Consider the following 14,963-nt stretch of genomic DNA (forward strand, 5'->3'; position numbering starts at 1 on the left):
GGTTGACAGCGGTAGCGGATTCCGGTAGTGTTTATGGACACTACCGGCGAGGACGACGATGACCTACAACGCACCTGGGAAGGCTCACCGAGAGGGGATCACCCTGCTCCAGCTTTCCGCGCTGTTCCCCGATGAGGACGCGGCGCGGAAGTGGTTCGAGGGTATCTTCTACGCGGAGGGCCGGTTCTGCCCGCGCTGCGGCACGGACAACAACTACTCCTGCAAGCACAAGAAGATGCCCTACCGCTGCCGCGACTGCAAGAGCTACTTCAGCGTCAAGACCGGCACCGCCATGGAAGGCTCGCCGATCCCGCTGCTCAAGTGGCTCTACGCGATCTACCTCGACCTGACGAGCCTCAAGGGCGTCTCGTCCATGAAGCTGCACCGCGACCTGGGCGTCAGTCAGCCTACGGCGTGGTTCATGCTCCAGCGCATCCGCGAGGGCTTCAAGGATCAGGGGCCGGAAGTCCGGTTCGAGGGTCCAGTTGAGGTAGACGAGACCTACGTAGGCGGGCTGCGGAAGAACATGAGCAAGGCGCAGCGGGCCACGCTCGAAGGGCGCGGGCCGGTCGGCAAGACCGCGATTGTCGGCGCGAAGGATCGGAAGACGGGCAAGGTCGCGGCGCGGGTCGTCCGGCAAACGGACGGCGAGACGCTGCAAGGCTTTGTGCACGAACACGCGGCGGAAGGCGCGGAGATCTACACGGACGACGCCACGGCATACAAGGGACTGCCGAACCACGAGACGGTGAAGCACTCCGTAGGCGAGTACGTCGCGGGCCGAGTCCACACGAACAGCATCGAGAGCTTCTGGTCGATGCTCAAGCGGGCGCACAAGGGAACGTTCCACAAGCTGTCCCCGAAGCACCTACAGCGCTACGTCAACGAGTTCGCCGGACGCGAGAACATCCGCGAGATGGACACCATCTCCCAGATGGCCGCGTTGACTGCCGGACTCGCTGCGAAGCGGCTCACTTACCGCGACCTGATCGCTCCAAACGGGCTGGCATCAGGTGCACGATCGGAGTAGGCCATGCGACTACTGGACCTGTTCTGCGGCGCGGGAGGCGCCGCAGTCGGTTATCAGCGGGCAGGGTTCGACGAGGTGGTCGGCGTCGATATCGACCCTCAGCCCAACTATCCCTTCGAGTTCGAGCAAGGCGACGCGCTTGCCTGTCTAGCCAAGTACATAGCGGCGGGCCGCGAGTTCGACGCGATCCACGCTTCCCCGCCGTGTCAGGCGTACAGCGACCTGAAAGCCCGTGCACCGGATCACACCTACCCGAAGCTGATCGAGCCGGTACGGAAGGCGCTCAAGGCGACCGGACTGCCCTACGTGATCGAGAACGTCTGCGGCGCACCGCTGCACAACCCCGCGGTCTTGTGCGGGACGATGTTCCCTGGGCTTCGGGTTCTGCGGCATCGGCTGTTCGAGACGAACTTCCCCGTTCTGACACCGCCACACGGCGCGCATCCTCTCGTCCACACGCTGGACAAGCGGAAGAAGCACTACGGGCACACGGACGAGTGGAAGGACTACGTTCAAGTCACGGGCGGCGGCAACTGTTCCGTCGCGTCGGCTCGAGACGCAATGGGCATCGACTGGATGACCAAGACCGAACTGAACGAGGCGATCCCTCCCGACTACACCGAGTTCATCGGTGAGCAGATGATCGCGGCCCTCAGCCAATGGCAGCGCGAGATCGCTTAGCCGACTACTTCCGGCTGCATCCTGGCCGCGTCCTTGACGCTACTGAGCTAGCGCCGATAGCGGGGATTCAGGCATGGCAGCGCCGCATCCGTGAACTGAGGGCGGCGGGCTGGCCGATAGACACCTCGACCACGGCGGCAAACCTGAAGCCAGGGGAGTACCGGCTGGCCGGTGAACCACCGGAGGACTACCTCTTCGCGAAGGGAATCTCAGCCCGTGTCCGCGCCGAAGTACTGGAACGGAACGGCTACACCTGCCAGATGTGCGGCGCTGCGGCAGGCGAGACCGGCGACGACGGGAAGCGGGTCCGTCTCCAGATGGGCCACATCGTGGACGAGAGCTACGGAGGCGAGGCGGAAGCTCGGAACCTCCGTGCGTTGTGCGCCCAGTGCAACCACGGGGCGAAGAACCTAGTACCTGAGCCGCCGCGCTGGGTCTGGCTGCTGAGCCAGATACGGCGGGCGCGGGTCGACGACCAGTTGAAGGCGCTGGAGTGGCTTCAACGCAAGTTCGAGGGGGAGCCATGAAGGCGCAAGTCAAGAAGCTGTTGGCGAGGTTCGGTCAGGCGAAGAAGCATCCGATCTACGGCAACGCGACGGCGGAACAGGTCGCGCTCAAGCTGCGGCGCACCATCGCCGAACCCGCCCGAACTGAGACGAAGAAGGCAGGCTAGGGGCGCGTTCCCGCTGCCCCGCTACCGGCCTGTCCTGTCAACCCTACTTGATAATCCCCTACCCGAAGGGCCACGGCGCCGGCCCGATCGTCATGAAGCGGAGCGGCGACGGCGGGCTCACGTGGAGCGAGCGGCTGCCGACGCCGGCGAGCTGGGCGACGTCGATGGAGACGCCGACCGTCTTCCCGGTCGATCTCGCGGACGGCCGGCGGCGCCTCATCATGTTCTCCGGGCTCTACCCTGTGCGGATGGCGCGCTCGGAGGACGAGGGCGGGACCTGGACCGAGCTCGAGCCGATCGGTCACTTCGGCGGCGTCGTCGCGATGTCGTCGGTGGAACGGCTGCGCAGCCTGGACGGAGAGCTGATGGCGCTGTTCCACGACGACGGACGCTTCTTCCGCCGGCCGACATCCCGCTACGAGCGGATTCCCGGCTTCGAACCCGAGTTCAAGGTCTACAAGACGATCTCGCTCGACGACGGTCTCACGTGGTCGGAACCCGAGGTCATCGCCGAACACACGGAGGCGCATCTCTGCGAGCCGGGTCTGATCCGCTCGCCGGATGGCCGCGAGATCGCCGTGCTGCTTCGGGAGAACAGCCGCCGGTTCAACTCCTTCGTCATCTTCTCGCCCGACGAGGGCCGCACCTGGAGCCGGCCGGTCGAACTGCCGTCCTCGCTGACCGGCGACCGTCACGTCGGCCGGTACACGCCGGACGGCCGCCTCTTCATCACCTTCCGCGACCAGGAACCGTCCAGCCCGTGGAGGGGCGACTGGGTGGGCTGGCTGGGTCGCTACGAGGACCTGCGACGCGGGGGCCGTGAGCCCTGGGCGGGCGAGACGCGGGTGCGCCTGATGGACAACAGGTACGCCGCGGACACGGCGTACCCGGGCCTCGAACTGCTCCCGGACGGCACCTTCGTGACCACCACGTACGGCCACTTCACTCCGGGCGAGGAGCCGTGGATCGCCTCCGTGCGTCTCACGGCGGCGGAACTGGATGAGGCTTCTTCGACGGCTCCGATCGGCGTGCCGTCCAAGCTGGTGCTCAGGGTGGGAACCAGCGGCGACTATCCCCCGTTCTCGACCACCGAGAGAGTTTCGAACGAAGAGGCGGTTCGCCTGGGCTTCGACATCGAGATCGCGGAACGACTTGCCTCCGACCTCGGCTTCGACCTGGACTTCCGCCCCTTCGACTGGCCGGAGTTGGCGGCATCGATGGCCGCGGACGACTTCGATCTCGCGATGAGTGGCGTCACCTGGCGGCCCGGGCGGGCTGCCGTCGGGTGGATGAGCCGGGCGGTCGCGGCGGGCGGCCCCTGCGTGGTCAGCTCGGCGGCCGCGCCCGAGCCGCCACGCCGCGTGGCCGTCAATCGGGGCGGGATCCTGGAGAGCTGGACGCGGGAGCGCTTTGGAGACGGCGTCACCGGGATCACCGCCGTCGACGACAACCTCTCTCTGCCCGGCCGCCTGGAACGGGACGAAGTGGACGCCTTCGTCACCGATTCGTTCGAGGTCGAGCATTTCGGCCGTGACGGATGGCGGCGTCTCTGCGAACCGCCGCTCGACCGCAAGGTGTTCTGGGTCGCCCCCGAACGGGCGGATGAACTGGGGCCCTCGGTCGACCGCTGGATTCAGCGCAACGAGCGCTGGCTCGAGGCCCGCCGCGAGGAGTGGTTCGGCCGCGGCCAGCACCGCGACGAGCTGGACCACCTGCTCGACCTGACGGCCCGCCGGCTCGCCTTCATGCAACCGGTCGCCTGGTGGAAGTCGGCGCGCGGTGTGCCGATCGAGGATCTGGAACGGGAGCGGGTCGTGCTGGAGGCAGCGGAACGGAACGCTGCCCGCTTCGGGCTCGATCCGCAGCCGGTACGCGACTGGTTCGCGCTTCAGATCGACCTGGCCAAGGCGGTCCAGCGCCGGACCCCGGCGGCGGCGCCGACGCTGGAACTGGAGGAGGTTCGCCCGGCTCTGATTCGCCTGGGCGAACGCCAGGTGCGCTCGCTCCGGGCGCTGGCGGCCGGAGCGGTCGATGAGCCCGACGGTGCGGACCTCGAGGGCCTCACGCCATATCTGAATCGTGCGGAGGTGGAGCGGGTGCGGGCCGGATTGACGCGGCTCCTGGCCGGGCTGAGGGCTACTTCATCGCGGCGATGATGGCTCGCGCCATCTGCCACGTGGACGACTGGCCGCCGAGGTCGGGGGTCAGGTTCCGGCCTTCCTCGAGGACGGCGGTCACCGCCTGATCGATCCTGCTCGCCTCCTCGTAGAGGTCGAAGTGTCGGAGGAGCGCGATCGCCGGCGTGAGTAATGGCAGCAGGTTCGCCTGGCCGGTGCCGATCAGGTGCGGAGCGTCGCCGTGGACGGCCTCGAAAACGTGGCAGTCGTCGCCGACGTTGATCGCGTGTCCGGTGGAGATGCCGCCGGCGAGGCCGGCGCCTAAGTTGCTCAGGATGTCGCCGTAGAGGTTCTCCATCAGCATGACGTCGAAGTCGTACGGATTCAGCACGAGGCGCATGCAGGCCGCGTCGACGATGCAGTCGTCCACCTCGATGTCGGGGTAGCCGGCGGCGACGTCCCGGACCGTGTCCAGGAACAGGCCGTCGCTCTGCTTCATGATGTTCGCCTTGTGGATGGCGGTGACCTTCCGGCGTCCGTGGCGCTGGGCGATGCGGAAGGCGTAGTCGGCAATGCGTTCACACGCCGCGCGGCTGACCACCTTCATGCTCTCGACCACGCCGTCCACGATCTCGTGCTCGATTCCGCGGTAGACGCTTTCGGTGATCTCGCGGATCAGGAGCACGTCGAGGTCCGGATAACGCGTCGGCAGTCCGGGAATCGAACGCACGGGACGCACGCTGGCCCAGAGCCCGAGCATCTGCCGCAGGGCGACGTTCGGGTTCTGCGGTCCCGGCCCCACCCGCACGGCGTCGCGACCCGGGCCGATGAGGCGGGTCTTCAGCGCCACCCGGCAGTCGCGGATCGTGTCGGCCGCTTCGCCCAGGACACTCTCCGTGTTGCGGCGCACCGCGGTCGGCACGTCGACGCGGACGAAGTCGAAGTCGGCGCCGACGGACTCCAGGATCTCGAGCACCGGCGGCGCGGTCTCGGCGCCGATGCCGATGCTGCCGACGATCAGGGCGACCCGGGGTCTGGTTGCGGTCTTGCCGTCCGCTGTCATCGAGCGCTGTCCGGTTGTCGGTGCGCCGGCCCTCTGGCCGGCCTCCGGGCGGCGCGGTCCGCATCCCCGGCGACGGCGTCGAGTTCGGCGAGGAGCGCGTCCGTGAGTTCGGACGTGTTCGCCGATCCGCCCAGGTCCCGGGTGAGCGACTTGCCGGCAACCAGCAGCCGCTCGACCCCGGCGCGCAGGTGGTCGGCCGCGTCGGCTTCGCCCACATAGCGGAGCATCAACTCGGCCGACAGGATGAGGGCGATCGGGTTGGCCAGGTCGCGGCCGGCGATGTCGGGCGCCGTGCCATGGACCGCCTCGAAGACGGCGCAGCCCTCACCGTAGTTCGCGCCCGGAACGACACCCAGGCCGCCGACCAGTCCGGCGCAGAGGTCGCTGATCAGGTCGCCGTCCAGGTTGCCCATCACGAGCATGTCGAAGCGAGTCGGGTCGGTGGCCAGGTCGAGCGCAAGATTGTCGAGCGGCAGGTACTCGACCTGAAAGAAGGGGTAGTTCCGCTCGCACTCGCGTGCGCAATCCAGAAACAGGTTGTCCGAGAGGGGTGTGATCGAGGCCTTGTGGACGATCGTGAGCTTCTTGCGGCCGTGGCTGCGGGCGTACTCGAAGGCGAACTGCATGATCCGCCGCGACGCGTCCCTCGTGACGATCTTGAGCGCCTCGACGACGCCGTCGACGACTTCGTGCTCGCGGCCGCTGTAGAGCCCTTCCGTGTTCTCGCGCACGATGATCTGGTCGACGCCCTGGTAGCGGGCCAGCGTGTTCCCCGGCATCGAGCGCACGGGTCTGACGCAGGCGAACAGTTCCAGCGACTGGCGAAGGAGGACGTTGACGCTGCGCCAGCCGCCGGCGACCGGCGTCTGCAGGGGCCCCTTGATCGCGATCCGGTTGCGTCGGATGGAGTCGATCGCTTCGTCAGGAAGCGGCGAGAGTCCCTGGTCGACCGCCGTGCTGCCGGCCACCACGGGCTCCCAGTCGATGCGGCCGCCGGTGACGAAGTCGACCGCGCGGACCATCGCCTTGCTGACCTCGGGGCCGATTCCGTCTCCCGGCAGGAGAGTGACCGAGTACTTCAAGCTGCTAGGAGGCTCTGTCGTCGACCATCGCCTCGATCAGGCAGGGACCCGGTTCCGCGAAGCCGCGCTCGAGCGCCTCCGTGAGCTCCTCGCCCGTCCGCACCTGGACCGCCGGCATGCCGAAGCCGCGGGCCAGATCGAGCCACTCGACGCGGGGGCCGGAGAGGTCGGTCAGGTTGACACTCTGCGGTCCGAGTTCCTCGACACCGGCGCGGTGGAGCTCCACCTGGAGGATGCGGTAGACGTCGTTCGCGAACACGAGGTTCACGACGTCGACGCCCTCGCGGACCTGGCTCCACAACGCCTGGATCGTGTAGAGGCCGCTGCCGTCGCCCTCGAGATTCAGAACCTTGCGGTCCGGACAGGCGATCGCGGCGCCGAGGGAAGCCGGCAGGCCCATGCCGATCGCCCCGCCGTTCTCCTGGAGATAGGTGTGGGCCGGTGCGTTCATCGTGGCGGGATAGAAGCCGGCGCCGGCGGTGATCCCTTCGTCCATCACGATCGCCTGCTCGGGCAGGGTGGCGGCGATCGCCTGGGCGGCGACGCGGACTCCGATCGGCCCGGTGGGCGCCGGCGGTCTCTCGACGCTCCGTGCCGGAGGTGCCCCCTTGGCGCCGAGCGCGCCGGCCAGCTCACGGAGGGCGTGACCGCTGTCCTCCGTCGGGTGGCTGAGGACGACGACCTCCGTCGACTCCGGAATCAACCGGCTGACTCCACCCTCGTAGCCGAAGAAGGCGACCGGATCGAGCGCGCCGGCCAGGACTACCGTGTCCACGCCGTGGAAGAACTCCACCGCCTGTTCGGGAAAGTAGGGCACTCGCGGAAGCAGCGGCAGGTGGGGACCGCGTTCCATGCGTCCACAGAACGTCTCGGCGGTGAGCCGGCAGCCGGTCTTCGCCTGCACTTTGGCGGCCTCGCGCTGGGCGGCTTCCGTAAAGCCGGAGCTGCCGAGCATCAGCATCGTCCGTTCGCCTTTCGATGTCGCAATACGGGCGCGCTCGACCGCCTCGGGGCCGACGAGCGCGGCGGGTGGGGGAGTCGGTTCCACGATCGGACCGTACGCCTCGTTCCACTGGCAGTCGGTGGGCACGATCAGCGTGGCGATCTGCCCGGGATGACGGCACGCCGCCGAGATCGCATCCGCCATGTCGCGGGAGATGTGCTCCGCGGAGGCCGAGGTGCGCTGCCAGTCGGACACGGCCCGGACCAGACTCTCAACCTCGGTGTTGAGCGGCGGGTCGTAGTTCCGGTGCCACGTCGGATGGTGACCGATCACGTTGACCAGCGGAGTGCGGCCGCGGCGGGCGTTGTGAAGGTTGGCGAATCCGTTCGCGAAACCGGGGCCGAGATGGACCAGGGTTAGCGCCGGCTTGCCGGCCATCCGGCCGTAGCCGTCGGCGGCGCCGGTGGCGACTCCCTCGAACTGCGCCAGCACACCGCGCACGCCAGGGATCTCGTCGAGCGCCGCCACCAGGTGGATCTCCGAGGTTCCGGGATTGGCGAAGCAGACCTCGACGCCGGCGTTGGCGGCGGTCCGGAGCATGGCCTGGGCGCCGTTCATGGAACGCGGAGGGTAGCAAGTCGGGACGGGACGGCGATGAGCCTGCACGGGAGGCCGCCGGGGGGCTGAGCCGCAGTCGCGAGATGCAGCTCGCTAGCCTTCAGCCTCGGCGGGAAGATCGAGCGGCAAGGCGGTCGTGCGCTTGATCTCGTTCAGCACGATGCTCGTCAGCAGCCGGTCGACACCGGGGATGCCCGCGAGGTGATCCGCGAGGATGTGCTCCAGGTGCCGGTAGTCGCGCGCCACGATCTTGAGCAGGTAGTCGTGTTCGCCGGTGAGGAAGTGACACTCGAGCACCTCCGGCAGCCTCAGGACCGCATCGCAGAAGTGCTCTCTGGCGTCCGCCTGATGGTGGGTCAGGTAGACCTGCACGAAGCAGAGTAGACCCAGGTCCACTGCGTTCCGGTCCAGCAGGGTGACCCGCTGCTGGATCACGCCCCGCCGCTCCAGCTTGCGCAGGCGCTTCTTCAGGCCGGAGGCGGAAAGGCGCACCTTGCGGGCGAGATCCACGTCGGTTCGATTCGAGTCTTCCTGCAGGAGCGCGAGGATGGCGTAGTCGGTGGCGTCGAGGGGCCGGGCAAGGGAGCGCTTCGACTCCGCTGCTCGCTGATCGTCGGTGTTTTCCATGGTGCCGGAGTGTACACGGGCGCGATCGGTCTAGTGTGGAATCATCACTTGTTCGGTGTTGTTGGCTCTGATAGCGTTCCAGTCATGCCCATACACGCCCATTCCTATACCGAGACGTCCGCACCGGTGCCACTGTTGGCATCACGGCCGACGCGGTGTCGGGCGTCGAAGGCACCGCTGGTCGCATCGTGGCTGCAGGGTCGGGACCGCTCTCTGCTGAGGCGACTGGTCGATCGAGTCGCGCAGCCCGGCGTCGTGTCGCTTGCCGGTGGGCTGCCGGCGGTTGAGCACTTTCCCTCGCAGGCCTATGGCGAGATCGTGAGCGAACTGCTGGGCGATCCGGAGTCGATGCAGTACGTCCCGTCGTGCGGGGAACTGAAGGAAGGCATCGTCGAGGTGATGCAGCGTCGCGGCGTCGAGTGCCGGGCGGACGAGATCCTGGTCACGACAGGGGCTCAGCAGGCCCTGGATGTCGCCGTCCAGGGACTGCTGAACCCTGGTGGGAGTGTCGCAGTCGAGCGCTTCGCGTACGCGGGCTTCCGGGAGGTCCTGGCGCCGCACTCGCCGCGGCTCGTGACCCTGCCGAGCGGCCTCGACGACGGGCTCGATGTCGAAGCCCTGGAACGCTTTCTGCTCGCCGGTGCCCGTCCGAGCCTCGTCTACGTGATTCCGGATGCGCACAACCCGCTCGGCGTCAGCCTGCCGCGAGAGGCCAGGGAGCGGCTGGTCGTCCTGGCTCACGACTACGACTTCGTGATCCTGGAGGACGATCCCTACGGCCTGCTCTGGTGCGACGGCGAGTTCGAGGCCCCGCTCGCGGCACTCGACTCGGAACGGGTCGTCTACGCGGGCACGTTCTCCAAGATCCTGGCGCCGGCGTTGCGCCTCGGCTGGCTACGCCTGCCGGCGTCGCTGGTCAGGACCTTCGCGGCGGTCAAGGAGATCGGCGATCTGGAGTGCTCCAGGCTGAGTGTGTTGGCCGTGGCCCGCCTGTTGCGAGACATTGACCTGGAAGGCCACCTGGAATTGCTGCGGGGAACCTACCGGCGTCGTCGCAACGCGATGCTCGAGGCCCTCGCCGCCCATCTCCCGGCCGGCTGCGTCTTCACGGAGCCCGGGGGCGGCATGTTCGTGTGGGTGGGACTGCCCGAGGGGGTGGACGGCGAGCGCCTGCTCCAGCGGACCCTGAGCGAACGACGGGTCGCCTTCCTTCCGGCGACTGCGTTCGCCGACGCGGCGGATCGCGCTGCGCCCAGAAACGCCGCCCGCTTGAGCTTCTCACGCCTGGAACCGGAGGCACTGCGGGCGGCGGTGGCGGACTTCGCCGCCTGCATCTGACTTTCGTCCGGACTCAGGACAAACGACAGGAAAGGAGGGACGGAGTGACTTTGGGAGCTACAGAACAGACACAGCCCGCGTTCGTCGGCCGAAGCGCGGAGGCCGCGGACGACTTCTGTCCGATTCTCGGCTTCGACCACCTGGAGCTCTACGTCGGCAACGCGAAGCAGTCGGCTGCGTACTACTGCCACGCGTTCGGATTCGAGTGCACCGCGGTACGCGGGCTCGAGACCGGCGAGCGGACGCGCGCGTCCTACCTGGTCGAGCAGGGCGACATACGCCTCGTACTGACCAGTGGGCTTCACTCCTCCCACGACGCCGCCCGGTCGGTCAGCAGGCACGGCGACTCGGTCGCGGTGATCGCGCTCTCGGTGCCAAGTGTCGACGAGGCGTTCTCCGCCGCGGTTTCGCGGGGTGCGAGGCCCGCGGCTTGGCCGGCAGTCGCCAGCGATGACCACGGCGAACTTCGTCACGCTTCGATCCGTCTCTACGGCGACTGCGTGATGCAGTTCATCGAGCGTGGGGAGTACGGGGGCGTCTTCGGGCCCGGCTTTGAAGCGGCGCCGGAAGTGCCGGGCGCCGCCCGGCGCCGGGGCTGCGGGCTGCACACGATCGACCACGTCGTGGCCAACGTCGAGTTGGGACGGATGAACGAGTGGGCGCGGTTCTTCTCGCGCGTCCTGGGTTTCAACCAGCTCATCCACTTCGATGACGAGGCGATCTCTACCGAGTACTCGGCGTTGATGTCGAAGGTGATGCAGGACGGTTCGGGGGTCATCAAGTTCCCGATCAACGAGCCCGCCGAGGGCCGCAGGAAGTCCCAGATCGAGGAGTTCCTCGACTTTCACGAAGGGCCCGGCGTGCAGCACATCGCCTGTCGAACCGACGACATTCTCGGCACCGTGTCCCGGCTGCGTGAGAACGGGGTCGAGTTCCTTCACGTCCCGCGGAACTACTACGACGACCTCGAGCAGCGGGTCGGAGAGATCGACGAGCCGATCGATCGCCTGGCCGAACTCGGTGTCCTCGCCGACCGCGACGAGGACGGCTACCTGCTGCAGATCTTCACCAAGCCGGTCGAGGACCGGCCGACGCTCTTCTACGAGATCATCGAGCGACACGGGGCGAGGGGATTCGGTGAAGGCAACTTCAAGAGCCTGTTCGTGGCGCTCGAACGGGAGCAGGCGGCAAGGGGCAACCTGTGAGCTACTACCTGCGCGCGGGCGAGATCCCGCACAAACGCCACACCCAGTTCCGCAAACCCGACGGCTCGCTTCACCATGAAGAGGTCATGGGAATTCATGGCTTCTCGGGAGTTCAGTCGATCCTCTACCACCTGCATCCTCCGACCGCGGTCGAGCGGATCGGGGAACGCGCGGGCAACGGTCTGAAGCTCGAGTACGCGGGTCCTTTGCGGCACCGGTTGATCCGCGCCGCCAAGGCGCCCGAACGGGGAGACGCGGTGAGTGGCCGCCTGCCCCTGCTCGCCAATCGTGACCTCGTGCTCTCCGTGGCCCGTTTCCGGGAACCGATGGACTACTGGTACCGGTACGCCCATGGCGACGAGCTGCTGTTCGTTCACGAAGGCCACGGCGTGCTGGAGACTCAGTTCGGGCGACTCGACTACCGGCCGGGGGACTACCTGGTGTTGCCGACCGGCGTGATCTGGCGCCTCCTCCCGCGAGCGGACGAGGCTCAGCGGATGCTCTCCGTGGAAGCCGCGGGTCACATCGAACCGCCGCGGCGCTACGTGAACCGGTACGGGCAGTTCCTCGAGAACTCGCCGTACTGCGAGCGGGACATCCGTCCGCCGGAGTGGGCCGAGCCGCGGGACGAGGAAGGCGAGTTCGAGGTCCGGCTGAAGGCCCGCGGTGGGACGACACGCTATCTCTACAGGCGCCATCCGATGGACGTGGTCGGGTGGGACGGCCACCTTTGGCCGTACGCCTTCAACATCGAGGACTTCGAGCCGATCACCGGCCGCGTCCATCAGCCGCCGCCAGTGCACCAGACCTTCGACGGGCCCGGGTTCGTCGTCTGTTCCTTCGTGCCGCGGCTGTTCGACTACCACCCACAGGCGATTCCCGCTCCCTACAACCACTCGAACGTCGATTCGGACGAGGTCATCTACTACGTCGAGGGCGACTTCATGTCGCGTCGTGGCGTGGAGCGCGGAGCCCTGACCGTGCATCCGAACGGCATTCCGCACGGTCCCCATCCCGGCGCCTACGAAGGGTCGATCGGCAAGGAGAGGACCGAGGAGCTGGCGGTCATGGTCGACACATTCCGGCCGCTGCAACTCACCGCCGCCGCTGCCGACCTGGAGGACGAGGGCTATGCCTACAGCTGGCGCACTTGATCTGGCGCCTCGCGAACGGGCGGCCGGGCGCGATCTGACGACCGGCCGGGCCGGTTTCATCGAGGGGGCCCAGAGCAGGGGCGAGCTGTTCATCGAGCAGCCCTACGAGCTGTATAGCGAGCCGAACCAGCGGACCTGGCGGCGTCTGTACCGGGCGCTCGCAGGGCGCTGGGAGCAGCACGCTCATCCGCGTTTCCTCGACGGCGTGAGCCGTCTGGCGCTCGACCCGGACCGGATTCCGCGCCTTGCCGACATCAACCGGTTTCTCGAGCCGCTGAGCGGCTTCGTGGCCCGGGCGGTCAGCGGCTACGTTCCGGCCTATCTGTTCTTCGACTGTCTTCGCCGGCGCGAGTTCCCGACCACGATCACGATCCGGGACGGCGAGAGGCTCGACTACCTCCCCGAGCCCGACATCTTCCACGATCTGGCGGGACACGTTCCGATGCACACGGACCCGGCGTTCGCCGATGTCCTCGTCCGTTTCGGCGAGGCGGCGCGGACGGCGGCGCTGGTCGCCCGGGACGGCGACTGCGGCCGGGTCGAGAGCGCTCTCAAGGCCCTGGCGCGGTTCTTCTGGTTCACGATCGAGTTCGGCCTCATGCGGCGTCCCGACGGCAGCGGCCTCTGCGCCTACGGCAGCGGCCTCCTGAGTTCGGCGGGTGAGATCGTCCACGCATTGGACTCTCCCCGTGTGCAGCGGGCGCCGTTCCAGCTCGAATGGGTCGTGAACCAGAGCTTCGAGATCGACTCCCTTCAGCCTCTGCTCTTCGTCGTCGACGGCTTCGACCATCTGGAGCAAGAGGTACGCCGTCTCGAGCGCTGGCTGCGCGCCGGACGGCTCGACAACGTCGCCCCGGGCGAACCGGCTGTCAGCCGGGAGGATCTGCGGTCCTTTCTACAACCGGGAAGCGCCGGCACCTAGTAGCCCGGCGGCCGCTCGAAGCCGCCGATCTCCCTGCTAAGGCGGCGGGCGAGATCGAGGGTCGTGCGATCCTCCAGGAACGGTCCTGCGATCTGAAGGCCGACCGGCAGGCCGTCACTTGCCGTGCCGGCCGGAATCACCGTCGCGGGCAGGTAGGCGACTCCGGTGAGTCCGACCCAGAGCGTCTGTTCGCCGTAGGCGCGCTGTTCGCCGTTGACGGTGATGCGGCGGGCGCCCATCGGTTCACTGTGGTCGTGGGGAATCGCGGTCGTCGGCAGGCAGGGCAGGAGCACGGCGTCCCATTCCTTGAAGAACTCGTGCCACTTGCGCCGCATCTGGAGTCGGCGCTCGTTGGATGACAACCAGGCGCGGTGGCGTTGCGAGGCCCAGCGTGCGGCGAGCGCGCCTTCCTCCTCTTCGCGCAGGCCTCGCACGGCCAGTTCCTCGATCTCCTGGTGGCTGAAGCCGCCACACATGGCGGCTCCGAGGAGTTGGCCAAAGACGCGCGTCGCGTAGTCGAAGGTGAAGTCGGGTCGGGCTTCGCGATCGACCGTGGCGCCGGCCGCCTCCAGGGCTTCCGCGGCGGTCTCGAGGCGTTCCCGCACGCGCTCGTCGATCGGGCAGGAGGCTTCCTCGAACCACACCGCGACCCGGTAGTCCGAGATGTTCTCGTGGCGAGGCGGCGGCAGTTCCAGCCGATAGCCGGGAGCGTGCCATTCGTCCGGCCCAGCCAGGAGGTCGAGGCCGAGTTCCAGGTCTTCGACGGTGCGCGCCATCGGCCCGGCCACGGCGATGTCGGCCTGGGTCAGGGTGCCTGGCGGCCCTGGGATCTGGCCAAGCGCCGGTACGATGCCGTAGCTCGGTTTGTGACCGAAGACGCCGCAGGTCGAGGCGGGGCCGCGGATCGAACCGCCGATGTCGCTGCCGAGTTCGAACGGAGTCAGGCCCGCGGCGAGCGCGGCGGCGGAACCGCCCGAGGAACCGCCGGGTGTCCGCTCGAGGTTCCAGGGGTTGTTCGTTTGCCCGAAGACCTCGTTGTAGCTCTGCGTGTCGCCCGCGTAGATCGGCAGGTTCGTCTTGCCGAAGACGACCGCGCCGGCGGCCCGGAGGCGGGCGACCGGTACCGCGTCTACCTGCGGGATGTGGCCGCTGAGTTCGGGCGCACCCGAGGTCGTGCGCATGCCGATCGTCTGGAAGGAGTCCTTGATCGTCATCGCGACGCCGTGGAGCGGTCCGACTTCGCTGCCGTCCGCGATGGCCCGGTCGGCGGCGTCCGCCTCGCGCCGGGCACGCTCGGCGTCGAGCGTGACGACGGTGTTGAGCGGCGGGTTCAGGCGGTCAACGCGGTCAAGCAGGTGCTCGAGATACTCGCGAGAAGAGATGCGGCGGGTCCGGATGGCGGTGGCCGCCGCGTTGGCGGACCAGTACGCCGCGTCCAGGGCTGGCGCCGGTTCGGTGGAGATGACGGGAGAGGGTTCGCTCATGGCGCGGAGGCTAGCAGCGCCAGACC

General features: G+C 68.0%; 14 protein-coding genes. 9 read left to right on the forward strand and 5 right to left on the reverse strand.

Going from position 1 to position 14,963, the window contains the following annotated elements; translation table 11 throughout:
- The first annotated feature begins 58 nt into the window (after positions 1-58).
- From OXG83_04195 to OXG83_04215, 5 genes are read left to right on the forward strand one after another with little or no spacing between them, the layout of a single operon-like run.
- Positions 59-1,030: an IS1595 family transposase gene (locus tag OXG83_04195; GenBank protein MCY3964220.1), complete on the forward strand. Its 972-nt coding sequence runs from the start codon at positions 59-61 to the stop codon at positions 1,028-1,030.
- Positions 1,031-1,033: 3 nt separating this feature from the next.
- Positions 1,034-1,711, forward strand: coding sequence for a DNA cytosine methyltransferase (locus OXG83_04200; GenBank protein MCY3964221.1), 678 nt, complete (start codon positions 1,034-1,036; stop codon positions 1,709-1,711).
- Entirely contained in the window at positions 1,690-2,238 is a 549-nt protein-coding gene (locus OXG83_04205) for an HNH endonuclease (protein MCY3964222.1), read from the forward strand. Before OXG83_04200 ends, OXG83_04205 begins: the two co-directional genes overlap by 22 nt.
- Complete coding sequence (locus OXG83_04210; GenBank protein MCY3964223.1) at positions 2,235-2,384, forward strand: hypothetical protein; 150 nt, start codon at positions 2,235-2,237, stop codon at positions 2,382-2,384. Before OXG83_04205 ends, OXG83_04210 begins: the two co-directional genes overlap by 4 nt.
- 47 nt (positions 2,385-2,431) lie before the next feature.
- Positions 2,432-4,540 carry a transporter substrate-binding domain-containing protein gene (locus OXG83_04215; GenBank protein ID MCY3964224.1) on the forward strand — a complete coding sequence of 703 codons (2,109 nt, stop codon included), beginning with the start codon at positions 2,432-2,434 and terminating at the stop codon, positions 4,538-4,540.
- Here the strand turns inward: OXG83_04215 and OXG83_04220 are convergent.
- The 4 genes from OXG83_04220 to OXG83_04235 form a co-directional block, all read right to left on the reverse strand.
- Positions 4,521-5,564 carry an isocitrate/isopropylmalate family dehydrogenase gene (locus OXG83_04220; GenBank protein MCY3964225.1) on the reverse strand — a complete coding sequence of 348 codons (1,044 nt, stop codon included), beginning with the start codon at positions 5,562-5,564 and terminating at the stop codon, positions 4,521-4,523. The genes OXG83_04215 and OXG83_04220 overlap by 20 nt on opposite strands.
- Positions 5,561-6,646, reverse strand: coding sequence for an isocitrate/isopropylmalate family dehydrogenase (locus OXG83_04225; protein MCY3964226.1), 1,086 nt, complete (start codon positions 6,644-6,646; stop codon positions 5,561-5,563). The genes OXG83_04220 and OXG83_04225 overlap by 4 nt, the downstream gene beginning before the upstream one ends.
- Before the next feature lie 4 nt (positions 6,647-6,650).
- Positions 6,651-8,207: an acetolactate synthase large subunit gene (locus OXG83_04230; protein ID MCY3964227.1), complete on the reverse strand. Its 1,557-nt coding sequence runs from the start codon at positions 8,205-8,207 to the stop codon at positions 6,651-6,653.
- Positions 8,208-8,300: 93 nt separating this feature from the next.
- Entirely contained in the window at positions 8,301-8,834 is a 534-nt protein-coding gene (locus OXG83_04235) for an Lrp/AsnC family transcriptional regulator (protein ID MCY3964228.1), read from the reverse strand.
- Between the two features lie 318 nt (positions 8,835-9,152).
- On the opposite strand from OXG83_04235, the gene OXG83_04240 reads away from it, so the two are divergent.
- The 4 genes from OXG83_04240 to OXG83_04255 are packed head-to-tail and all read left to right on the forward strand — an operon-like array spanning position 9,153 to position 13,453.
- Positions 9,153-10,172 carry a PLP-dependent aminotransferase family protein gene (locus tag OXG83_04240; GenBank protein ID MCY3964229.1) on the forward strand — a complete coding sequence of 340 codons (1,020 nt, stop codon included), beginning with the start codon at positions 9,153-9,155 and terminating at the stop codon, positions 10,170-10,172.
- 50 nt (positions 10,173-10,222) lie between these two features.
- On the forward strand, positions 10,223-11,377 hold the full coding sequence (gene hppD, locus OXG83_04245) for a 4-hydroxyphenylpyruvate dioxygenase (GenBank protein ID MCY3964230.1): 1,155 nt from the start codon (positions 10,223-10,225) through the stop codon (positions 11,375-11,377).
- A complete protein-coding gene (locus tag OXG83_04250) occupies positions 11,374-12,531 on the forward strand; it encodes a homogentisate 1,2-dioxygenase (GenBank protein MCY3964231.1) in 1,158 nt (385 codons plus the stop codon). The genes hppD and OXG83_04250 overlap by 4 nt, the downstream gene beginning before the upstream one ends.
- Positions 12,509-13,453 carry a phenylalanine 4-monooxygenase gene (locus OXG83_04255; GenBank protein MCY3964232.1) on the forward strand — a complete coding sequence of 315 codons (945 nt, stop codon included), beginning with the start codon at positions 12,509-12,511 and terminating at the stop codon, positions 13,451-13,453. Before OXG83_04250 ends, OXG83_04255 begins: the two co-directional genes overlap by 23 nt.
- Here the strand turns inward: OXG83_04255 and OXG83_04260 are convergent.
- Complete coding sequence (locus tag OXG83_04260) at positions 13,450-14,937, reverse strand: amidase (protein MCY3964233.1); 1,488 nt, start codon at positions 14,935-14,937, stop codon at positions 13,450-13,452. The two genes, OXG83_04255 and OXG83_04260, sit on opposite strands and share 4 nt — an antisense overlap.
- Between the last annotated feature and the right edge of the window lie 26 nt (positions 14,938-14,963).

The organism is Acidobacteriota bacterium (assembly GCA_026707545.1).
Classification (GTDB): Bacteria; Acidobacteriota; Thermoanaerobaculia; order Multivoradales; family Multivoraceae; genus Multivorans.